This is a genomic window from Mycolicibacterium agri (assembly GCF_002553505.1).
In the GTDB taxonomy this organism is placed as follows: Bacteria; Actinomycetota; Actinomycetes; order Mycobacteriales; family Mycobacteriaceae; genus Mycobacterium; species Mycobacterium agri.
In genome coordinates, this window is the sequence record NZ_PDCP01000086.1 from 1 (window position 1) to 21,771 (window position 21,771).

22 protein-coding genes are annotated in these 21,771 nt (G+C 66.0%); 15 read left to right on the forward strand and 7 right to left on the reverse strand.

Features of this window, described 5'->3' with window-relative positions:
- Positions 1–302 precede the first annotated feature (302 nt).
- From CQY20_RS28225 to CQY20_RS28240, 4 genes are read right to left on the reverse strand one after another with little or no spacing between them, the layout of a single operon-like run.
- Positions 303–998, reverse strand: a complete 696-nt coding sequence (locus CQY20_RS28225; protein ID WP_207767332.1) for an HAD family hydrolase — start codon at positions 996–998, stop codon at positions 303–305.
- Between the two features lie 40 nt (positions 999–1,038).
- Positions 1,039–1,983: a phosphoribulokinase gene (locus CQY20_RS28230; protein WP_097943773.1), complete on the reverse strand. Its 945-nt coding sequence runs from the start codon at positions 1,981–1,983 to the stop codon at positions 1,039–1,041.
- 6 nt (positions 1,984–1,989) lie between these two features.
- Entirely contained in the window at positions 1,990–4,026 is a 2,037-nt protein-coding gene (gene tkt / locus CQY20_RS28235; RefSeq protein ID WP_097943775.1) for a transketolase, read from the reverse strand.
- Positions 4,023–4,205, reverse strand: a complete 183-nt coding sequence (locus CQY20_RS28240; RefSeq protein ID WP_097943777.1) for a hypothetical protein — start codon at positions 4,203–4,205, stop codon at positions 4,023–4,025. The genes tkt (CQY20_RS28235) and CQY20_RS28240 overlap by 4 nt, the downstream gene beginning before the upstream one ends.
- Before the next feature lie 148 nt (positions 4,206–4,353).
- Here CQY20_RS28240 and CQY20_RS28245 point away from each other — a divergent pair, with 148 nt between their 5' ends.
- Positions 4,354–5,016 (forward strand): response regulator, encoded by a 663-nt coding sequence (locus tag CQY20_RS28245; RefSeq protein ID WP_097943807.1) that lies wholly within the window; start codon positions 4,354–4,356, stop codon positions 5,014–5,016.
- Positions 5,017–5,060: 44 nt separating this feature from the next.
- Complete coding sequence (locus CQY20_RS28250) at positions 5,061–6,305, forward strand: GAF domain-containing sensor histidine kinase (RefSeq protein WP_097943809.1); 1,245 nt, start codon at positions 5,061–5,063, stop codon at positions 6,303–6,305.
- A 15-nt stretch (positions 6,306–6,320) separates the two neighbouring features.
- On the opposite strand, the gene tkt (CQY20_RS28255) is transcribed toward CQY20_RS28250, so the two are convergent.
- Positions 6,321–8,414 (reverse strand): transketolase, encoded by a 2,094-nt coding sequence (gene tkt, locus CQY20_RS28255; RefSeq protein ID WP_097943779.1) that lies wholly within the window; start codon positions 8,412–8,414, stop codon positions 6,321–6,323.
- Between the two features lie 22 nt (positions 8,415–8,436).
- Positions 8,437–8,904 (reverse strand): BlaI/MecI/CopY family transcriptional regulator, encoded by a 468-nt coding sequence (locus tag CQY20_RS28260; protein ID WP_234816451.1) that lies wholly within the window; start codon positions 8,902–8,904, stop codon positions 8,437–8,439.
- Positions 8,905–9,063: 159 nt separating this feature from the next.
- Between CQY20_RS28260 and cbbX the strand changes: the two genes are divergently transcribed.
- From cbbX to usfY, 3 genes are all read left to right on the forward strand, one after another.
- On the forward strand, positions 9,064–10,059 hold the full coding sequence (gene cbbX / locus CQY20_RS28265) for a CbbX protein (protein ID WP_097943781.1): 996 nt from the start codon (positions 9,064–9,066) through the stop codon (positions 10,057–10,059).
- On the forward strand, positions 10,056–10,937 hold the full coding sequence (locus tag CQY20_RS28270; RefSeq protein ID WP_097943783.1) for a LysR family transcriptional regulator: 882 nt from the start codon (positions 10,056–10,058) through the stop codon (positions 10,935–10,937). Before cbbX ends, CQY20_RS28270 begins: the two co-directional genes overlap by 4 nt.
- A gap of 85 nt (positions 10,938–11,022) precedes the next feature.
- The gene (gene usfY, locus CQY20_RS36020) at positions 11,023–11,445 is read left to right on the forward strand and encodes a protein UsfY (RefSeq protein ID WP_272938839.1); all 423 of its coding nucleotides are present in this window, start codon (positions 11,023–11,025) and stop codon (positions 11,443–11,445) included.
- Here usfY and CQY20_RS28275 read toward each other — a convergent pair.
- On the reverse strand, positions 11,328–11,750 hold the full coding sequence (locus CQY20_RS28275; protein WP_097943785.1) for a PleD family two-component system response regulator: 423 nt from the start codon (positions 11,748–11,750) through the stop codon (positions 11,328–11,330). The two genes, usfY and CQY20_RS28275, sit on opposite strands and share 118 nt — an antisense overlap.
- 122 nt (positions 11,751–11,872) lie before the next feature.
- On the opposite strand from CQY20_RS28275, the gene CQY20_RS28280 reads away from it, so the two are divergent.
- From CQY20_RS28280 to CQY20_RS28325, 10 genes are all read left to right on the forward strand, one after another.
- Positions 11,873–12,265 carry an NADH-quinone oxidoreductase subunit A gene (locus CQY20_RS28280; RefSeq protein WP_097943787.1) on the forward strand — a complete coding sequence of 131 codons (393 nt, stop codon included), beginning with the start codon at positions 11,873–11,875 and terminating at the stop codon, positions 12,263–12,265.
- On the forward strand, positions 12,256–12,810 hold the full coding sequence (locus tag CQY20_RS28285) for a NuoB/complex I 20 kDa subunit family protein (protein ID WP_097943789.1): 555 nt from the start codon (positions 12,256–12,258) through the stop codon (positions 12,808–12,810). Before CQY20_RS28280 ends, CQY20_RS28285 begins: the two co-directional genes overlap by 10 nt.
- Positions 12,807–13,502 (forward strand): NADH-quinone oxidoreductase subunit C, encoded by a 696-nt coding sequence (locus tag CQY20_RS28290; protein ID WP_097943791.1) that lies wholly within the window; start codon positions 12,807–12,809, stop codon positions 13,500–13,502. The genes CQY20_RS28285 and CQY20_RS28290 overlap by 4 nt, the downstream gene beginning before the upstream one ends.
- Positions 13,502–14,827 carry an NADH dehydrogenase (quinone) subunit D gene (nuoD, locus tag CQY20_RS28295; RefSeq protein WP_097943793.1) on the forward strand — a complete coding sequence of 442 codons (1,326 nt, stop codon included), beginning with the start codon at positions 13,502–13,504 and terminating at the stop codon, positions 14,825–14,827. The genes CQY20_RS28290 and nuoD overlap by 1 nt, the downstream gene beginning before the upstream one ends.
- Positions 14,824–15,552, forward strand: a complete 729-nt coding sequence (nuoE, locus tag CQY20_RS28300; protein ID WP_097943795.1) for an NADH-quinone oxidoreductase subunit NuoE — start codon at positions 14,824–14,826, stop codon at positions 15,550–15,552. Before nuoD ends, nuoE begins: the two co-directional genes overlap by 4 nt.
- Before the next feature lies 1 nt (position 15,553).
- A complete protein-coding gene (gene nuoF, locus CQY20_RS28305; protein WP_097943797.1) occupies positions 15,554–16,867 on the forward strand; it encodes an NADH-quinone oxidoreductase subunit NuoF in 1,314 nt (437 codons plus the stop codon).
- On the forward strand, positions 16,868–19,297 hold the full coding sequence (locus tag CQY20_RS28310) for an NADH-quinone oxidoreductase subunit G (RefSeq protein ID WP_097943799.1): 2,430 nt from the start codon (positions 16,868–16,870) through the stop codon (positions 19,295–19,297). It begins immediately after the preceding gene.
- On the forward strand, positions 19,294–20,535 hold the full coding sequence (gene nuoH / locus CQY20_RS28315; protein ID WP_097943801.1) for an NADH-quinone oxidoreductase subunit NuoH: 1,242 nt from the start codon (positions 19,294–19,296) through the stop codon (positions 20,533–20,535). The genes CQY20_RS28310 and nuoH overlap by 4 nt, the downstream gene beginning before the upstream one ends.
- Positions 20,522–21,049 (forward strand): NADH-quinone oxidoreductase subunit NuoI, encoded by a 528-nt coding sequence (gene nuoI / locus CQY20_RS28320; RefSeq protein ID WP_097943803.1) that lies wholly within the window; start codon positions 20,522–20,524, stop codon positions 21,047–21,049. Before nuoH ends, nuoI begins: the two co-directional genes overlap by 14 nt.
- On the forward strand, positions 21,046–21,771 hold a 726-nt coding region (locus tag CQY20_RS28325; protein WP_097943805.1), incomplete at its 3' end, for an NADH-quinone oxidoreductase subunit J. The genes nuoI and CQY20_RS28325, both read left to right, overlap by 4 nt.

A 21,771-nucleotide genomic window follows, 5' to 3' on the forward strand; every position in this document is an offset into this window, starting at 1 on the left:
AGGCCGCCCAGCATCACAACCACTCACCTGCACCCACAAAGAACCTCAATCGAGCGCCAGGTGAAAGATCGAGGCTAGTCGGCCGGAGGGTTGGTCGATGATCTGCTTTTCAGTGGGCACAATGGTCCGAAGCACGATCAAACTGGCGGGCCCATCGTTCATTGTGCCGTCGGCATATGACTGCTTGTTCACAACCATGCAAGTTGATGCGCCAGTGAGCTTTTCGCCGACACCGGCGCGCGAGAAAGGGGAACATCTCACAGCCGAGTTCCCACTCGAACTCGAAACGACCCTGTCGTAGGCTATGCTGACCACCATCTTCGGTGTGTTTGTCGGCATATTGCGGCTGTCAGTGGACTTTCACCGTCGTAGCCCGACTGCACGAGGGCGGCGCCGGTGAAGTCTTGTCCGCTGGTGTAGTTTGTCGTGACGACCACGGTTGCCAGGTTCGCGTCGACCGCCGCCTGTAGCCCGAGCTGCGAATCCTCGACTGCCAGTGCTGATTTCGAGGTGATCCGGAGTTGGTTCAAGGCGCGCAGATAGACTTCCGGATCAGGTTTGAGCCGACTCACATCGTCACCTGTCACCATCACTTCGACGGTTCCCTCGCCGAGGAGGTGATGCACCAGAGGTTCGACCCAAGCCCTGCGCCCGGTCGTCGCGACGGCGATGCGGATGCCCGCCTCGGTAAGGCCGGCCACAAATTCGACGAGACCGGGACGCGGCTGAATCTCGCCGGCGAGAACCGACTCTCGGAAGATCTGCGTCTTCGTCCGATGCAGTTGGGCAGCAAGGGTTTCGGCATCGCCTTCAGAATGTCCGCGCGAACGCAGGTCTGCGGCGATGCGCTGGCGGCCGCCGGGAGTCTTCAGGAGATGTCCGTATTCTTCAGCGTCCCAGCTGATGTCGATCCCGTGGGCGGCGAACGCCGTGTTGAACGCCGGCCGGTGCCCATCGCGTTCGGTGTCAGCCAGGGTGCCGTCGACGTCGAAGATCACGGCGCGCAGCGGCCAATTCGCGTCCGATCCGGTCATTCGGTTAGTGGGTCCCTTGAGTGAGGTGGTGGAAAAGGATCATTTGTGTGATGGCCAGCGGTGTGCTGTGCTGGCCGGGCCCTAGGACTCCAAGACTTTCCGGTATCGCGGTACGCGGGTCTCCCAGTGCCTCCCAGATCAGCTTCTCCGCGGCGGCGTTCTCCTCAGCCGATGTGTAGCCGTGAATGTGCACACTATCAACGGGTATGCCGTCATCGTCGCGTACGAGGCGCAGATGGATCGTCGGTGTTATCTCCGACTGAAGAACGTCGGTCAGGTCGGGGTGGCGAATCGTGGGGCGCAGCAGCAGCTCGGCGGACGGGGGCGTGTCCGGCGGGTCATCGCGCTCGGCGATCGACGCGAACCGTACGACGATGTCTGCGTGGGCGCGCTGGGGCTGGACGAATTGTGTCGACTCGGTGTCGGCTGCGGCCATTTCGGCGGTGAGCTGGTCGGTGCTGTAGCCACGAGTCGTGGTGTCGCGTCGCATTCTCCAGGTTCGCCTGAGGTCTTCAGCCGGGTCGACGAAGACGGTGACATCAAAGCATGCCCTGGCCAGCCGGCTGTGCAGCGGAAGGAGTCCGTGGACGATGACGAAGTCGCGGGGCTCGACGCGCTCGGGCCGCGTCAGCTCGCCTATCGAGTGGTCATAAACCGGCTTGAGCACCGGTTGGCCGGTCGCCAGCAACTGCAGGTGTTGTTCGAAGATATCGATGTAGTTGCAATCCGGGTGTGACGGAGTGAGTTTCATGCCGCGCCGCTCGGCGCGGTCGAATCGGTGGTAGTCGTCAGCGGAAAACGACAGACACCGCCGCGCACCCAGCGCCTCGACCAGACCTGCGGTGAGGGTGGTCTTGCCCGCCGCGTTATCCCCTGCCACGCCCAGCATCATCGGCCGGCGCCGAGCGCTGGTGCTGGCGCGACTGATCCGCAGGCTCTTGTCAGGCACGACGACTCATCCCCAGCTGACAGCCCGTCGCAGCGTGGTGAGGGCCGCGTTGGCCAGGGCGACCGGGGTCAAGCCGAGATGGGCGGCAACCTGCGCTGCGGGGCCGCTTTCACCGAAACGGCCCACACCGATGACCTGGTCGCGGTCACCGGCAATGCCGCGCCACCCGGTCGGCACCCCGGCCTCCGCCCACACCACCGGGACATCGGGCAGCGGATGGCGCCCCGACGACAACGACTCCTCGAGTTGTTCGCGCCACATGACCGAGACGACGGTCGCAGCGACCCCGCGGTCAGCCAACAGGTCGGCGGCCTCGATCGCCAAGGCGACCTCGGATCCGCTGGCAGCCAACACCACATCGGCCCCCTGCGCATCGCCGCGCGCCACACGGCAGCCGTGATCGCGGATATCGGCGAGGGGCCCACCCCCCAGGGCCGGAAGGTTCTGCCGGGTCAAGACCAGCGCGGTCGGCCCGGAGGTGTTGGTAGCGGCGATCTCCCAGGCCAGCGCCGTCTCGGCGGCGTCGGCGGGTCGCAGCACCGTCAATCCCGGTATCAGCCGCAAGGATTCAATATGCTCGATCGGCTGATGGGTCGGCCCGTCCTCGCCGACGTGCACTGAATCGTGGGTGAAGATGTAGATGACCGGTTGGCGCATCAGCGCGGACAACCGCAATGCGGGCCGCAGATAGTCGGAGAACACCAGGAAGGTGCTGCCGAACGGCCGCAGACCCCCGTGCAGTGCGATGCCGTTGAGCGCCGCGGCCATGGCATGCTCACGGATACCGAAATGGATGGTGCGCCCGCTGTAGTGCTGGTTGCTCACGTCGCCGCCCAAGATGGTCGTATTCGTCGATCCGGCAAGGTCGGCAGACCCGCCGATCAGCGCCGGATACGTACCGGCCAGCGCGTTGAGCGCGGCACCGGAGGCTTTCCTGGTCGCGGTCTTGCCCGCCGGAGGTTTTTTCTGCAGCGGCCGCAGCGCAGCCATGTCAGCCGGCGCGGGCACGCGATCCAGCGGAAAATCAACGGCCAGCTGCGGGTGGTCCGCCGCCCATGTGGCGTAGCGGTTGATCCAATCAGCACGCGCCTCGGCGCCTTCGGCCGCCAGTGCCCTGGTGATCGACGTGACGTCGGCGGGCACGAAGAAGGGGGTCTCGGGCCAGTTGAAGCGCCTGCGCATCGCAGCGATCGTGTCAGCACCCAAGGGGCTACCGTGAGCCTTGGAGGTGCCCTCGACACCGGGCGCGCCGTAGCCGATGGTGGTGCGCAGCCGGATGAAGGTGGGCGCCGATTCCACGTCGCATGCTTCGGCAACCGCCTCGTCGATGGCGGAGATGTCATTGCCGTCCTCAACCGACAGGGTGTGCCACCCGTATGCGGCGAACCGACCCAGCGCGTCATCGCTGCAGCTGAGGTCGGCCGGGCCGTCGATGGTGACATTGTTGTCGTCGAACATGACGGTCAACCTGCCCAGCCCCAACCTGCCTGCCAGCGAAGCAGCCTCGTGGCTGATCCCCTCCATAAGGTCGCCGTCACCGGCCAGCACCCAGGTCCGATGGTCGACCACACAATGCTCGCCGACGTTGCACCGCGCGGCGAGCATCCGTTCGGCCAGCGCCATGCCGACCGCATTCGCCAAGCCTTGACCGAGGGGCCCGGTGGTTGTCTCGACGCCTGGGGTCTGACCGTGCTCGGGGTGGCCCGGGGTGCGTGAACCCAGCTGGCGAAACTGTCGCAGCTCGCTCATGGGTAGGTCGTAGCCGAACAAATGAAGCAGAACGTACTGCAGTGCCGAACCGTGACCGGCTGAAAGCACGAACCGATCTCGATCTGGCCACCGCGGGTCGGCGGGGTCATGGCGCAGATGGCGCGACCACAGCGTCCACGCCGCCGGCGCCGCGCCGAGCGGCAGGCCGGGGTGACCGCTGTTGGCCGACGGCACCGTGTCGGCGGCCAGGAATCGGATCGTGGAGATCGCCATCCGATCGATCTCGTCGGTCAGCGCCTCGCGATTCGACGTGCGGCTCGCGGCGATGGTCATTTCTTCCCGATCGCCTCGATGGCTCTCTCACGCAGTGCTGCAACCCGGTCGGCCATCGTGCCCGGGCCGCTGAACAGCGCCGAACCCGCGCAGAACACCCGCGCGCCGGCGCGGGCGGCGTCGCCGATGGTGGCGCCCGGCAGCACCGACGCGACCATCAACGGCACACGCGTATCCATTCACGCTTCCTCTCGTTGCCGACGATGCTAGGAACCGCGGCGCGGCGTAGGTTCCCCCGACATGGGGGATTGATCGGGTTATCTGTCGCGCTAACCCGCAAAGTCGGGTGACTTGCGCAAACACGGCGCTTATCGTGGGGATATGGTGATGGCAGTCACAACTCCGGTGCGGGTCGTCCTGGTCGATGACCACAAGATGGTCATCGAGGGGCTCAAGGCGATGCTGACCGGGTTCCATAACAGGATCCGCATCGTTGGACAGGCGATCGGCCCCGACCAAGCGGTCAGCGTCGTCGACAGCCTCGACCCCGATGTGGTGCTGTGCGACATCCGGATGCAGGGCTCCAGCGGCCTGGACCTGTGTCGTACCCTGCGGCAGCGCGATCCGCACCGCAAGGTGGTCATGCTGTCCGTCTACGACGACGAGCAGTACCTCTTTCAGGCACTACGCGTCGGCGCGAGTGGATATCTGCTCAAGAGCATCAGCAGTGAAGACCTCGTGCGCCAACTCGAGTGGGTACGCGACGGCGAGACGGCGATCGATCCCACCCTGGCCGCTCGGGCGGTGGACACCGCCGCCCGCATGCAGCGCAACGAATTCTGGCCAGGCGCGCGGCATGGTCTGACGCAGCGCGAAAGCGAGATTCTGTCGTTCATGGTGACCGGTCTGTCCAACCGCGCCATCGCCATCAAGCTGGTGATCGGCGACGAGACCGTCAAGAGCCACCTGCGGTCGATCTACCGCAAACTCGATGTCAGCGACCGCACCAGCGCGGTCGCAACCGCGCTGCGCGAAGGCATCTATCAGTGACACGTATCAGTGACACGCCGGCGCCGGCCGTGACGCGAGAAGCGTTGCCGGGCCCGACCAGTAGGCACCCGGCCGCGGTCCGTGATCTCGTCGATGCGGACGCCGAGTTGGCGCTGCTGCGGGAGCTGATCCAGGCAGCATCCAGCGGGCCAGGTGTCGAGCCGCTTGCCGCCGCGGCGGCACGCATGATCACCGCGGCCACCGGCACCGATGTGTGTTTCGTGCATGTACTTGATGACAGTGACCGTTCACTGACTCTGGCCGGCGCCACCCCCCCATTCGACCGGCATGTCGGCAAAGTTCGACTGCCTCTGGGATCGGGAATCTCCGGCTGGGTAGCCAGCCATCGGCGACCCGTGGTCATCACCGACGGTAAGGAATCCGATCCGCGCTACCTGCCGATCGAGCCGTTGCACGGGCAGACCTTCACCTCGATGGTGTCGGTGCCGATGGAAACCGACCCCGGTGGGCTGGTTGGCGAGCTGGCGGTGCATACCGTGCAACGACGCGAGTTCAGCGCCCGTGACGTCGATCTGTTGTGTGTGATCGGCCGGCTTATCGCCGGCGCACTGCACCAGGCGCGGCTGCATCGGCAACTGGTCGCCCGTGAACGCGCCCACGAGAACTTCGTCGAGCAGGTGATCGAGGCTCAGGAGATCGAGCGGCGCCGACTGGCCGGCGATATCCATGACGGCATCTCGCAGCGGCTGATCACCCTGTCGTATCGGCTCGATGCGGCGGCGCAGGCCATGGCGACTGATCACGCCGAAGCCTCGGATCAGCTCGATGAGGCCCGTGAGTTGGTCACGTTGACGCTGCAGGAAGCGCGGGCGGCGATCAGCGGACTGCGCCCACCGGTGTTGGACGATCTGGGTCTGGCCGGCGGATTGGCCAGCCTTGCGCGCACGATCCCCCAGATCGACGTGGAACTGGAGTTGGCCGATACCCGGCTGCCCGAACATATCGAACTCGCGTTGTACCGCATCGCGCAGGAATGCCTGCAAAATGTGATCAAGCACGCGCACGCGACGACCGCGCAGTTGCGGTTCACCGTCGCTGACGACACCGCCACGCTGGCTATCGTCGACGACGGCGTCGGGTTCAACACCTTCGAGCATCCCTTGGGTGCCGACGAGATGGGCGGCTACGGGCTCCTGTCGATGGCAGAGCGCGCCGAACTCGTCGGCGGACGCCTGCACATCCGTTCGCGCCCCGGTTCGGGCACGGCCGTCACCGTCACCATCCCCCTGTCAACGCTTCATGACGAGGTCGACGGCAAGGAGTCCTGAGCGCCCGTCGTCTGCTTATTTGTCAATGGAACGCTGCGCAGCGGCCACCACGGCCTCGGGCGTGAACCCGTACTCGCGGAACAACGTCTTGTCGTCGGCGGAGGCGCCGTAGTGCTCGATGGACACGATTTCGCCGGTGTCGCCGACGAACTTGTACCAGCTCTGCGCGACCGCCGCCTCGACCGCCACACGGGCCGAGACAGCCGGGGGCAACACCGCATCCCGGTATTCCCGGGGCTGCGATTCGAACCACTCAACGCACGGCATCGACACGACGTAAGCGGTGATCTCCTTGTCCGCCAACACCTTCTTCGCCTGGACCGCCAGCTGGAGTTCCGAGCCGGTAGCAATGATGATCACATCGGCATCGTCGGCGGGATTGCCACCGCCGAGCACATAACCGCCCCGAGCCACCCCCTCGGCGCTCGTACCCTCCAACACCGGCACACCCTGGCGCGTGAGCATGAAGCCCACTGGGCCGCTGCCATTGTCGCGCGCGAGGATACTGCGCCAGGCGTAGGCCGTCTCATTCGCGTCACCCGGGCGCACGACCGACAGGTTCGGAATGGCCCGCAGCGCCGCCAGATGCTCGACGGGCTGATGGGTGGGGCCGTCTTCACCCAGGCCGATCGAGTCGTGGGTCCAGATGTAGATGGTGTCGACGTCCATCAGCGCAGCCAACCGCACCGCAGGACGCATGTAGTCGGAGAACTGCAGGAAGGTGCCGCCGAACGCGCGGGTCGGCCCGTGCAGCACGATGCCGGACAGGATCGCGCCCATCGCATGCTCGCGCACCCCGAAGTGCAGCACCCGGCCGTACCAGTCGGCGGTGAACTCCTTGGTCGAAATGGACGGAGGGCCAAAGGAGTTCACGCCCTTGATGGTGGTGTTGTTGCTGCCCGCCAAGTCGGCGGAGCCGCCCCACAGCTCGGGCAGGTTGGGCGCGACGTCGTTGAGCACCTGGCCGAAGGCGGCGCGGGTGGCCACCGGCTTGGAGCCGGGCTCCCAGTGGGTCAGGTCGGCGTCCCAGCCCTCGGGAAGTTCCTGCGCCAGAAGCCGGTCGAGCAGCTTCTTGCGTTCCGGCTCGCGTTCGGCCCACGCGTCGAAGTCGGTCTGCCACTTGGCGTGTGCTTCCTTGCCGCGGTCGAGCAGCTTGCGGGTGTGGGCGATGACCTCGTCGCGCACCTCGAACGACTTCTCGGGATCGAAGCCGAGGATCTTCTTGACGGCGGCCACTTCCTCGTCGCCGAGCGCCGAGCCGTGCACGCCACCAGTGTTCATCTTGGTCGGGGCGGGATAGCCGATGATCGTGCGGACCGAGATGAACGAGGGCTTGTCGGTGACCTTTTTCGCCTCGACGATGGCCTGCTCGATAGCCACGACGTTCTCGCCGCCCTCGATCTCCTGCACGTGCCAGCCGTAGGCGCGGTAGCGGGCCGAAACATCTTCGGAGAGCGCGATATTCGTGTCGTGCTCGATCGAGATGTGGTTGCGGTCATAGAACACGATCAGGTTGCCGAGCTGCTGGGTGCCGGCCAGCGAGGACGCTTCGCTGGTGACGCCCTCCTCGATGTCACCGTCGGAGGCGATGACGTAGATGTAATGGTCGAAGGGACTCAGGCCGAGCGGCGTGTCGGGGTCGAACAGGCCGCGCTCATATCGTGACGCCATCGCCATCCCGACGGCCGAAGCCAGGCCCTGACCCAGGGGCCCTGTGGTGATTTCCACGCCGTCGGTGTGGCGGAATTCGGGATGGCCGGGAGTCTTGGACTTCCAGGTGCGCAGTGACTCGATGTCGCTGAGCTCAAGTCCGAAGCCGCCCATGTACAGCTGGATGTACAGGGTCAGGCTGGAGTGCCCGCACGACAGCACGAAGCGGTCGCGGCCTATCCAATGGACGTCGCCGGGATCGTGGCGCATCTGGCGTTGAAACAGCGTGTACGCCAGCGGCGCCAGGCTCATCGCGGTGCCCGGGTGCCCGTTGCCGACCTTCTGCACCGCATCGGCGGCCAACACCCGCGCAGTGTCCACTGCGGCCGAGTCCAGCTCGGACCAGTCGTCGGGATGATTCGGCCGGGTCAGGGCGGAGATTTCTTCGACCATGGTCACGGGGCGCACTCCTTAAGTCGTTCTAGTTGTTACGGCTTGTTTCGGCGGTTTTGGCTTCGCGTTCGTCCAGTGCCCGGCGCATCGCCGATAACTCCGCCGAACCCAGGCATGCGACGAGGCGGGCCAGTGTGGCCGCGCGGCATCGGGGGCCTGGTAGCTGATGCAAAGCGTCGATCATCACCGTCGCGATGAACTCGTCGCGCCCCACCACTGCTCGATAGCGGTGCGCCCGGCCGACGCGATCCTGTGTCACGAGGCCTTTGTCGACAAGCCGGCGCAGCACGGTCAAGACCGTGTTGTAGGCCAGTTCCCACGATGGGGCCAACGCTTCCTGGATTTGACCGACCGCTTGGGGCTGCGCGGCGAGCCACAACTGCTCCATCACCGAGTGCTCCAACTTCTTCAAAAGCTTGTCCACGGCCAGGTTGTCCTCCAGCAGGTAGGGGCAGGTGGCGCGACCGTATCGCGGGCAGCACAGATCACGGGTCACCAAGGTGGTGGATCCCGCGGGGGGAGTGAAACCACACCTTTTACTTAACTAACAAAGGATGATTCTCAATAGACCTGTTTACCAATCGGTGGCAATATTTCGAGGCATGACCGCGTACCGCACCGCGCCGCCCACGACCGAGCCACCTCAGGTTCGACGATGACCTCTCCGACAACCCAGGCAGCCCATAACTCGTTCGGCTTCAAGCCCGGCGATTCCTCAGGGCCTCAGCTGCAACCCGAGCCCGGTCCCGAACCCCTCCCCGCCGATGCGGTGGTCGACCTCGCCGAAGTTCGGCGCGAATCGGGCGTCGACGAAGTCCTCGCACAGCTCGACACCGAGTTGGTGGGGTTGACTCCGGTCAAGACCCGCATCGCCGAAATCGCTGCGCTGCTGCTCGTGGATAAGCTTCGCGCCCGCTTCGGAATCACCGCGCCACAACCCACGCTGCACATGTGTTTCACCGGCAACCCGGGCACCGGCAAGACCACCGTCGCGCTGCGGATGGCTGAGCTGCTGCACCGACTCGGTTATCTGCGGCGCGGTCACCTGGTCAGTGTCACCCGAGACGACCTGGTCGGCGAATACGTCGGGCACACCGCACCCAAGACCAAGGACGTGATCAAGCGCGCGATGGGCGGGGTGTTGTTCATCGATGAGGCCTACTACTTGTACAAGATCGAAAACGAACGTGATTACGGATCGGAGTCGATCGAGATTCTGCTGCAGGTGATGGAGAACAACCGCGACGATCTCGTCGTCATCCTGGCGGGGTACGCCGACAAGATGGACAGGTTCTTCTCGGCCAACCCCGGGATGCAAAGCCGAATCGCCCACCACATCACCTTCCCCGACTACACAGTGGATGAACTGCAGCAGATCGCCGCGTTGATGACTGGGCAATTGGGGTATCGGCTGTCCGACGACGCGCAGGTCGCGCTGCACGAGTATCTGCAGCGGCGCATCCACCAGCCCTGGTTCGCCAACGCGCGCAGCGTCCGTAACGCGATGGAACGCGCCCGGCTGCGCCACGCTCGACGGTTGATGGCTGACCCGCAGCCACTGGTCGGTCTTGAGCAGTTGACCACCATCGAGGCATCCGAGCTGCGCGCCAGCAGAGTGTTCGACGACCAATCCGAAGCGGCCGGCACGTGACCACCAACGTCAGGCTGCGATCGTTGGTCGAAGTGGCCGACACCGGGTCGGTGCGCGGCGCCGCCGAGCGACTCTTCGTCACAGAGTCGGCGATCTCCTCTGCCCTTTCCACCCTCAGCGCCGAGGTCGGCGTAGCGCTGGTGGACCGCCATGGCAGAGGTGTGCGGCTGACTCCCGCCGGGGTCCGCTACTCGGAGTACGCGCGGCAGATACTGGGTCTACATGAGGAGGCGGTGCTCGCCGCACGCGGTGAAGCCGAGCCTGAGCACGGCGTCATCCGGTTTGCCGCGGTGACCACCGCCGGCGAGCTGCTGATCCCGACGATGCTGGCCTCCTTCCAGGAAGCGCACCCCGGCGTGGAGTGCAAGGTGCATGTGGGGCCCCGCACCGCGGTGTGGCCGATGCTGACCCGCCACGAAGTCGACGTTGTCGTGGCCGGGCGACCGCCTGCCGACGTGGATTACGTTCGCGTGCAGGCCCGCAGCCCCAACACGCTGGTGGTGATCGGGCAACCATCGCTAGCCGAGCACTTCGACGCGGCAAAGGCCACCTGGCTGGTCCGCGAATCCGGTTCAGGCACCCGGGCCACGATGGCGATGGTGCTCGAGGAGCTGGAGATCGCGCCGCGCCAGATGGTCTTGGGGTCGCACGGCGCGGTGGTGGCCGCAGCGGTGGCCGGGCTGGGCGTCACACTGGTGTCTCGTCAGGCGGTTCGGCGTCAGCTCGACGCCGGTGATCTGGTCGAATTGCCGCTTGTGGGAACACCGTTGGATCGTCCCTGGCATATTGTCACCCAGTCGCAGTGCACCGGCTCCACGGAGTTGCTGATCAAACACCTTGCCGCCCACCGAGAACTGGGCTGGGACCAGGTAGGGTGACTCACCCCCAAAGATCACCGAGGCGGGGGATGGGCGAGCACGACATCAGGATTTACCTCTTCGGTATCTTACTGAGGAGGTTGTCATGCGTCAGACTCGTCACGACCCGACCGATCACTTTCGGACCACGCTTCCACACACCGGAGAATCGTTCATCAACGGCTATTCCTGGCCTGGACTGCTGTCGATCGTCCTGGGCGTGATCTCGATTGTCGGTTGCGTGGCTGCGGCCGCATACCGACATACCGACTGGATGCTCACGACGGGCATTGTCGGCGTGATGGCCATCGCCGGTGGCATCGCATGGCTGATTCTCGAACACCGCCGAGTGCTCGACTTCGAACGCCGTTGGCTCGCAGAACATCCCGAATGCACCAACGGCGGCGGCTCTCACGAAGCGATGCGCCGGCGTAGCAACGGAATAACCGCGTCCGCCAGCGCGACGGGATCGACCGGGTGCATGACGACACCGTCCACTCGTGACCACCGCGCGAGCCACACGTCTTGATCCCTACCCAGCAGCGCAACCATCGGAATATGTTGCCGCAGTTCATCTTTGAGTTGCCGGGCGACGCCCAGACCGCCGGCTGGTGACGCTTCACCGTCGAGAATCACCAGGTCGATCGGTTGACGGCTGATGTGGCGCATCACCGCGGGTTCGGTCGCGGCGTGGGTAAACCGCAGTCGCGCAATGCTGTTGTCCGGGGCGCTGCCCAGGGCCTGCTCCACGCGCGACCTCGTCGTGGCGTTGCTGCTGTACACAAGCACCTCAAGCGGTGCATACGCTCGGAAGTCAGGGGCGTATTGGTTCATCTGGCGGATGCTAGCTGTCGTTTAGCTACACGTGAATCCCCTTGCCGCTCCCCCACGTCGGGGTGCTGACCGTGGCAAGCGATTGGCCAACGTGGACTGATGCTAAAACGAAAGGCCACCCGATGAATCCGTACCTGCCGATTCTGGTGCTGGGCGGGCTTGCCGCAGCGTTTGCGGTTTTCTCGGTGATCACGGCGACGATGGTCGGGCCGCGCCGCTTCAATCGGTCGAAGTTGCAGGCCTACGAGTGCGGTATCGAACCGCTGGTCGGGACGGCAGCCGGTCGACAGCGCAGCGGCGACCGCAGTGTGACCGGAGTGCGATTCCCGATCAAGTACTACGTGACGGCGATGTTGTTCATCCTCTTCGACATCGAGATCGTGTTCCTCTACCCGTGGGCGGTGGCCTTCGACAGTCTCGGGCTGTTTGCGCTCGTGGAGATGCTGCTGTTCGTCCTGACCGTGTTCGTGGCCTACGTGTACGTCTGGCGGCGGGGAGGCCTGTCATGGGACTAGAGGAGAAGCTGCCCGGCGGCATCCTGCTGTCCACGCTGGAGAAGGTCGCCGGTTACGTTCGCAAGGGCTCCCTGTGGCCCGCAACCTTCGGACTGGCCTGCTGCGCCATCGAGATGATGGCCACAGCGGGACCGAGATTCGACCTCGCGCGCTTCGGCATGGAGCGGTTCTCGGCGACACCCCGCCAGGCTGACCTGATGATCGTCGCCGGACGGGTCAGCCAGAAGATGGCGCCGGTGCTGCGCCAGGTCTACGACCAGATGGCCGAACCGAAATGGGTGCTGGCGATGGGGGTGTGCGCCTCGTCCGGCGGGATGTTCAACAACTACGCGATCGTCCAGGGCGTCGACCACGTCGTCCCGGTCGACATCTACCTGCCCGGATGCCCACCGCGCCCCGAGATGCTGCTGCACGCAATCCTCAAGCTGCACGACAAGATCGCCGAGATGCCGCTCGGCGTCAACCGCGAAGAGGCGATCCGCGAAGCCGAGCAGGCCGCGCTCGCGGTCACTCCCACCATCGAGCTCAAAGGCCTGCTGCGATGAGCGCCAACGGAAACGGCGATGCCGGCCGCCCGGAAGTGATCGGGGTGCGCCGCGGCATGTTCGGCGCCAAGGACACCGGCGACACATCAGGTTACGGCCGCCTCGTGCGTACGGTCGCGCTGCCCGGCAGCTCGCCGCGCCCGTACGGCGGCTACTTCGACGACGTCGTCGACGCGCTGATCGCGGCCATCGGGGACGACGGCCCCAACTCCTACGCCACATCGATCGAACGGGTGGTGGTCGACCGCGACGAGCTCACGCTGGAGGTGCGGCGCGAGCAACTGCCTGCTGTGGCCCAGACTCTGCGCGACGACCCGGGACTGCGGTTCGAGCTGTGTCTGGGGGTCAGCGGCGTGCACTACCCGCACGACACCGGACGCGAGCTGCACGCCGTCTACCCGCTGACGTCGATCACACACCACCGCCGCATCCGGCTGGAGGTCGCCGCACCCGACGCCGACCCGCACATCCCATCGCTGTTTGCGGTGTACCCGACCGTCGACTGGCACGAGCGGGAGACCTACGACTTCTTCGGCATCATCTTCGACGGCCACCCCGCACTGACCCGCATCGAAATGCCCGATGACTGGGACGGACATCCGCAACGCAAGGACTACCCGTTGGGCGGCATCGCGGTGGAGTACCACGGCGCCGAGATCCCGCCGCCCGATCAGCGGAGGGCCTACAACTGATGAGCACATCCCGCACCACGCCGCAAGCGGGCGGCACCGACACCGTCGTGATGGTCGGCGGCCAAGACTGGGACCAGGTGGTCACAGCTGCCGCCGAGGCACAACCCGGCGAGCGGATCGTGGTCAACATGGGCCCGCAGCACCCCTCCACCCACGGGGTGCTGCGGCTGATCCTCGAGATCGAGGGCGAAACCATCACCGAGGCCCGCTGCGGCATCGGCTACCTGCACACCGGCATCGAGAAGAACCTCGAATACCGCACCTGGGCCCAGGGCGTCACGTTCGTGACCCGAATGGACTACCTCTCACCGTTTTTCAACGAAACCGTCTACTGCCTGGGGGTCGAGAAACTGCTCGGCGTCACCAACGCCATCCCCGAGCGAGCCAGCGTCATCCGGGTGATGATGATGGAACTCAACCGGATCTCCTCACATCTGGTCGCGATCGCCACCGGCGGGATGGAACTGGGCGCCATGTCGGCGATGTTCTACGGGTTCCGCGAACGCGAGCAGATCCTGTCGGTGTTCGAGACCATCACCGGGCTGCGGATGAACCACGCCTACATCCGGCCCGGCGGGCTGGTCGCCGACCTGCCCGACGAGGCGATTCCCCAGCTGCGGGATCTGTTGAAGCTGCTGCCGAAACGGCTGCGCGACTTGGAGAACCTGCTCACCGAGAACGACATCTGGAAGGCCCGCACCCAGGGGATCGGCTACCTGGATCTCGCGGGCTGCATGGCACTGGGTGTCACAGGTCCGGTGCTTCGCTCCACCGGTCTGGCCCACGATCTGCGCCGTGCGCAGCCCTATTGCGGTTATGAAAACTACGACTTTGACGTCATCACCGACCACGGTCACGACGCCTACGGCCGCTACCTGATCCGGGTCAAGGAGATGCGCGAATCGATCAAGATCGTCGAACAGTGCCTCGACCGGCTGCAGCCCGGCCCCGTCATGATCGCCGACAAGAAGCTGGCCTGGCCGGCCGACCTGTCGCTCGGACCCGATGGGCTGGGCAACTCCCCCGAGCACATCGCCAAGATCATGGGTCACTCGATGGAGGGACTCATCCATCACTTCAAACTCGTCACCGAAGGCATCCGGGTCCCGCCCGGGCAGGTCTACGTCGCGGTCGAGTCGCCGCGCGGCGAACTCGGCGCGCACATCGTCTCCGACGGCGGCACCCGCCCCTACCGGGTGCACTACCGCGACCCGTCCTTCACCAACCTTCAAGCCGTCGCGGCGATGTGCGAGGGCGCCATGATCGCCGACGCGATCTCGGCGGTGGCCTCCATCGACCCGGTCATGGGCGGGGTGGACCGATGAGCGAACAGATCTTTCTGCAGCTGGGTCCGCCTCCGGAGGAATCCAGCCACCTGCAGGGACGGCAAAGTTATCCCTCCGCGGTACTGGCCCGCCTCAAGACCGACGCCGAAGAGATCATCAGCCGCTACCCCGACCCCCGCTCAGCATTGCTGCCGCTGCTGCACCTGGTGCAGGCGGAGGACACCTGCCTGACTCGTGCCGGCGTGCAGTTCTGCGCGGACCAGGTCGGTCTGACCGGTGCCCAGGTCGCCGCGGTGGCCACCTTCTACTCGATGTACCGGCGCACCCCGACGGGTGACTACCTGGTCGGGGTCTGTACCAACACGCTGTGCGCGATCATGGGCGGCGACGACATCTTCGACGCGCTCAAGGATCATCTGGGCGTGGGAAACGACGAGACCACCGCCGACGGGACAATCACCCTGCAGCACGTCGAGTGCAATGCCGCCTGTGACTACGCACCCGTGGTGATGGTCAACTGGGAGTTCTTCGACAACCAGACCCCGGCCTCGGCGCGCGAGCTCGTCGATGCGTTGCGCGCCGGCGCACCGGTCAGCCCCACCCGCGGCCGCGCCCCGCTGTGCACCTTCCGCCAGACGCAACGCCTTCTGGCCGGGTTTCCCGACAACCGCGCCGTGCACACCGCCGGCGAACCGACCGTGGCCGGGTTACGTGTCGCCGCCGAGCACAACATGCACGCCAGGGCCGTGGAAGGCGAGCATTGACATGGCGCTGACTCCGGTTCTCAGCCGCTACTGGGATCGTCCCGAATCGTGGACGCTGGCCACCTACCGCGACCACGACGGGTACCGCGCCCTGCACAAAGCTCTGGTGATGGAGCCCGACGAGGTGATCGCAACGGTCAAGGACTCCGGGCTTCGCGGCCGCGGCGGTGCGGGGTTTCGCTCGGGGGTCAAATGGTCCTTCATCCCGCAAGACGACACCGGCGCCGGTGTCAAGCCGCATTACCTGGTCGTCAACGCCGACGAGTCCGAACCCGGCACGTGCAAGGACATGCCGCTGATGATGGCCACCCCGCACATGCTGATTGAGGGATTGATCATCGCGGCGTACGCGATCCGGGCTCACCACGCGTTCATTTACCTTCGCGGCGAAGTGATTCCCGCACTATGCCGCTTGCAGGAGGCGGTATCTGAGGCCTATGCGGCCGGATATCTGGGCCGCGACATCCTCGGTTCCGGCTACGACCTCGAGGTGGTGGTGCATGCCGGTGCGGGCGCCTACATCTGCGGGGAGGAGACGGCGCTGCTGGATTCGCTGGAGGGCAGGCGGGGACAACCCCGGCTGCGGCCCCCGTTTCCGGCCGAGTCGGGCCTCTACGGCTGCCCGACCGTCGTCAACAACGTCGAATCACTGGCATCCGTGCCCGCGATCGTGCTCAACGGCGTCGACTGGTTCCGGTCGATGGGCACCGAGGATTCGCCCGGCTTCACGCTGTATTCGCTGTCAGGACACGTCAACAGGCCGGGCCAGTACGAGGCCCCGCTCGGAATCACCCTACGCGAACTCTTGACGTATGCCGGTGGGGTGCGCAACGGCCACAGGTTGAAGTTCTGGACCCCGGGCGGGTCCTCCACTCCGCTGCTGACCGACGAACACCTCGATGTACCACTGGATTTCGAGGGCATGGAGAGTGTGGGATCGATGCTGGGTACCAAGGCGCTGCAGATCTTCGACCACACCACCTGTGTGGTGCGCGCCGTGCGGCGCTGGACCCAGTTCTACGCCCACGAGTCCTGCGGCAAGTGCACGCCCTGCCGGGAAGGTACCTACTGGCTCGCCCAGATCTACGAACGACTCGAGACGGGCGCCGGCACCGAGGCCGACATCGGCAAGCTGCTGGACATCTCCGACACGATCTTCGGTAAGTCGTTCTGCGCGTTGGGAGATGGAGCAGCCAGCCCGATCGTCTCATCGATCACGTACTTCCGAGACGAGTACGAGGCCCATGTGGGCGGCGGCTGCCCGTTCGATCCGCACGCCTCGACGGTGATGGCCACCGAGCCGGTGGGTGTGTAGATGACGGCAATCGAACCGACTCGCGATGTCCCGCCCGTGGAGATGGTGCATCTGACCATCGACGGCGTGGATGTCAGCGTGCCGAAGGGCACCCTGGTGATTCGGGCCGCCGAGATGATCGGCGTACAGATCCCGAGGTTCTGTGACCATCCGCTGCTCGCCCCCGTGGGGGCGTGTCGGCAGTGCCTGGTCGAGGTGGACGGTCAGCGTAAGCCGATGGCCTCGTGCACCATCATGTGCACACCCGACATGGTCGTGCGCACCCAGCTGACGTCGGAGGCCGCAGACAAGGCGCAGCAGGGGGTGATGGAACTGCTGCTCATCAACCATCCGTTGGACTGCCCGGTGTGCGACAAGGGCGGTGAATGCCCGCTGCAGAATCAGGCGATGTCCAACGGGCGCGCCGAAACCCGCTTTGTCGACGTCAAGCGGACCTTCGCCAAGCCGATCAACCTGTCGTCGCAGGTGCTGCTGGATCGTGAGCGCTGCGTGTTGTGTGCGCGCTGCACCCGGTTCTCCGAGCAGATCGCCGGTGACCCGTTCATCGAGCTGCTCGAACGTGGTGCGCTGCAGCAGGTCGGCATATATAGCGAGGAGCCGTTCGATTCCTACTTCTCGGGTAACACCGTGCAGATCTGCCCCGTCGGTGCGCTCACCGGCACGGCCTACCGCTTCCGGGCCCGGCCCTTTGACCTGGTGTCCAGCCCCAGCGTGTGCGAGCACTGCGCGTCCGGGTGTGCGCAGCGCACCGACCACCGGCGCGGAAAAGTCCTGCGCCGCCTGGCCGGCGACGATCCGCAGGTCAACGAGGAGTGGAACTGCGACAAGGGTCGCTGGGCATTCACCTACACCACCCAGCCCGACCGGATCACCAGCCCCCTGGTCCGCGACCAGGACGGCAAGCTTGCGCCGGCGCCCTGGTCGGTGGCCTTGACGGCAGCGGCGCGCGGGCTTTCCGCGGCCCGCGCAAGCGCGGGGGTCCTGGTCGGCGGTCGAGCGACACTGGAGGACGCCTACGCCTACGCCAAGTTCACCCGTCTGGCCTTGCGCAGCAACGATATCGACTTCCGGGCACGCGCGCACAGCGCCGAAGAAGCCGACTTCCTCGCCGCGCGCGTCGCCGGTCGGCTCCTTGACGTCACCTACGCGGGCCTGGAATCGGCCCCCGTGGTGTTGCTCGCCGGCTTCGAGCCCGAAGAGGAATCACCCATCGTCTTCTTGCGATTGCGCAAGGCTGCGCGCACCCGCGGAGTGCGCATCTATTCCCTCGCTCCGTTCCAGACCCGCGGGTTGGCCAAGATGGACGCCACGGTACTTCCGACCGTCCCCGGTGATGAGCCCGCGATCCTCGACGGTGTGCGTGGCGGGCCGATCCCGCCGTCGGCCGACCCTGCTGCGGGCCGACTCGCCGCATTGTTGCGTCAACCCGGTGCGGTGATCATGGTGGGCGAACGCCTCTCGATCATCCCGGGCGCGTTGTCGGCGGCCGCCCAGCTGGCCGACGACACCGGTGCGCGGCTGGCGTGGGTACCGCGGCGGGCCGGGGAGCGTGGTGCGCTGGAGGCCGGTGCGCTACCGAATCTGCTGCCCGGCGGCCGGGTAGTGTGGCACCGCGATGCCGTCGATCAGGTCGCGTCGACGTGGAACGGTGCCGAGCTGCCTACTATTCCGGGCCGCGACACCACCGGCATCATCCATGCGGCCGGCTCGGGGGCGTTGCGGGCGCTGCTGATCGGCGGGGTCGAAGCAGGCGATTTGCCCGACCCGGTGGCATTCCGGCACGCGCTGGACGCCACGCCGTTCGTCGTGAGTTTGGAACTTCGCCGCAGCGAGGTCACCGAGCGCGCCGATGTGGTCCTGCCTGTGGCCTCAACGGTCGAGAAGTCCGGCACGTTCGTCAACTGGGAGGGCCGCCTGCGGCCATTCCCGGGCGCGCTCGACACCGCCGCCATGGCCGACCTTCGGGCGCTCAACGCGATCGCCGCGAAGATGGGGGTGCAGCTGGGGCTGGCTGACGCCGGTACCGCACGTGCCGAGCTCGCCACCTTGGGCGTGTGGGACGGTCCGCGTCCGGCCGTCGGCGGTGCGCCGACGCGCCAGGCGGCCCGCCCGGCCAGCGGTCAGGCGATCCTGGCGAGTTGGCGGATGCTGCTGGACGCCGGCTCCCTGCAGGACGGCGAACCCAATCTAGCGGGCACCGCGCGTCAGACGGTGGCGCGGCTGTCGGCGCTGACCGCCCGCGAGATCGGCGCGCGCGACGGCGAACCGGTGACGGTGAGCACCGGGCGAGGTGCGGTGACGCTGCCGCTGGCCATCACCGCGATGCCGGACCGGGTCGTGTGGTTGCCGCTGAACTCTCCCGGCTGCCGGGTGCACGACCAACTCGGTGCGGTACCGGGTGACGTGGTGGCGATCGAGGTGCAACGATGACCGGATTCGGCAGCGATCCCTGGTGGCTGGTGGTCGCCAAAGCGGTCGCGATCTTCGTGTTTCTCCTGCTGACCGTGTTGGCGGCGATCCTGATCGAGCGCAAGATCCTCGGGCGGATGCAGATGCGGTTCGGCCCGAACCGGGTCGGGCCGCGCGGGCTGCTGCAGTCCCTGGCCGATGGAATCAAACTGGCGCTCAAAGAGGGCATCATCCCCGCCGGGGTGGACAAGCGTGTCTACCTGCTGGCACCGATCATTTCGGTGATTCCGGCGTTCATGGCGTTCGCGGTGATCCCGATGGGCCCCGCGGTGTCGGTGTTGGGGCGTCAAACCCCGCTGCAGTTGACCGACATGCCCGTCGCGGTGCTCTACATTCTGGCGGTCACCTCGGTCGGGGTGTACGGCATCGTGCTGGCCGGCTGGGCGTCGGGCTCCATCTACCCCTTGCTGGGCGGTTTGCGTTCCACCGCGCAGGTGATCTCCTACGAGATCGCGATGGCCCTGTCGTTCGCCGCGGTGTTCCTCTACGCCGGCACCATGTCCACCTCGGGTATCGTCGCCGCCCAGCAAGGCGCCTGGTATGCCTTCGTGCTGCTGCCGTCGTTTCTGGTGTACGTGACAGCGATGGTCGGCGAAACCAACCGCGCGCCGTTCGATCTCCCCGAAGCCGAGGGCGAACTCGTCGGCGGATTCCACACCGAGTACTCCTCGCTGACGTTCGCGATGTTCATGCTCGCCGAATATGTCAACATGACCACCGTCTCGGCGCTGGCCACCACCCTGTTCCTGGGCGGCTGGCACGCCCCCTGGCCGATCAACATGTGGGACGGCGCCAATACCGGCTGGTGGCCACTGCTGTGGTTCACCGCCAAAGTGTGGACGTTCTTGTTCGTCTTCATGTGGCTGCGCGCCACCCTCCCTCGGCTGCGCTACGACCAGTTCATGGCGCTGGGCTGGAAGGTCCTGATCCCCGCCTCTTTGCTGTGGGTCATGACCGCCGCCGCGGCACGTGCCGCGTTCACCGGCGAGCACCAATTAAGCTGGGCCGCACTGACAGTCAGCGGGATTGTTGTCTGCGCGGCGATGCTCGCGGCGATGCGCAGCCTGCTCAGCCCCGCAAGAACACGGAGCACGCCGCACCTCCCCAACCCGTCGGCCCAACCAACCGGGCCGTCGTACCACGATTTCCCCGTTCCGCCTGTAACGAACAGCCAGGAGGTCCCCCATGGGCGCACCTAAGTTGCTCGACGCCATCTCCGGATTCTGGGTGACGTTCGCGACCATGTTCAAGCGGCCGGTGACCGAACAGTATCCGGAGCAACCCGGACCCGTCGCGCCGCGCTATCACGGCAGACACCAGCTCAACCGGTATTCCGACGGGCTGGAGAAGTGCATCGGTTGCGAGTTGTGCGCCTGGGCCTGCCCGGCTGACGCCATCTATGTCGAGGGCGCCGACAACACCGAACACGAGCGCTACTCCCCGGGCGAACGCTACGGCCGCGTCTACCAGATCAACTATCTACGGTGCATCGGATGTGGGCTGTGCATCGAGGCGTGCCCGACGCGAGCGTTGACCATGACCAACGACTACGAAATGGCCGATGACAACCGCGCAGATCTCATCTACGGCAAGGACAAACTGCTCGCCCCCATCCAGCCAGGCATGATCCTGCCACCGCACCCGATGGCACCCGGTAGCACGGACGAGGACTACTACCGCGGCACAATCGGCACGCCGGAGGCCACGCGATGACACAGTCCGTGCTGGCCGAGACCGTGGTTCGCACCTCGGGTGGTGAAGCGGTGTTGTTCTGGACACTCGGCACCATCGCTGTTGTCGGGGCACTGCGCATGGTGCTGGCAGCCAAGGCGGTCCACTCAGCGATCTACCTGGCGATGACGATGATCATCCTGGCGGTCTTTTACATCGCGCAGGACGCACTGTTCCTCGGGGTGGTGCAGGTGGTGGTCTACACCGGCGCGGTGATGATGCTGTTCTTGTTCGTGCTGATGCTCATCGGCGTCGATACCGCCGAGTCGCTGGTGGAAACGCTTCGCGGACAACGCATGGCGGCGATCGTCACCGGTGTCGGCTTCGGGATCCTCCTGATCGCGGGCATTGGGCATGTCGCCGCCGCCGGGTTCGCCGGCCTTTCAGCCGCCAACGCCGGCGGCAATATCGAGGGGCTGGCGCAGCTGATCTTCATCCGCTATCTGTGGGCGTTCGAGCTGACCAGCGCGCTGCTGATCACCGCCGCCCTCGGCGCGATGGTGCTCGCCCACCGTGAACGCGTCGACCGGCGCGTCACCCAGAAAGAGCTCTCGCAGCAGCGTTTCAGCGCGGGGGGGCGCGCGACACCGCTGCCGAGCCCCGGGGTCTACGCCACCGGCAACGCCGTGGACCTGCCCGCGAGGCTGCCCGACGGCTCGCCCGCCCGGGAATCCGTGTCCGCTATCCTGCAGCCCCGCCAGACG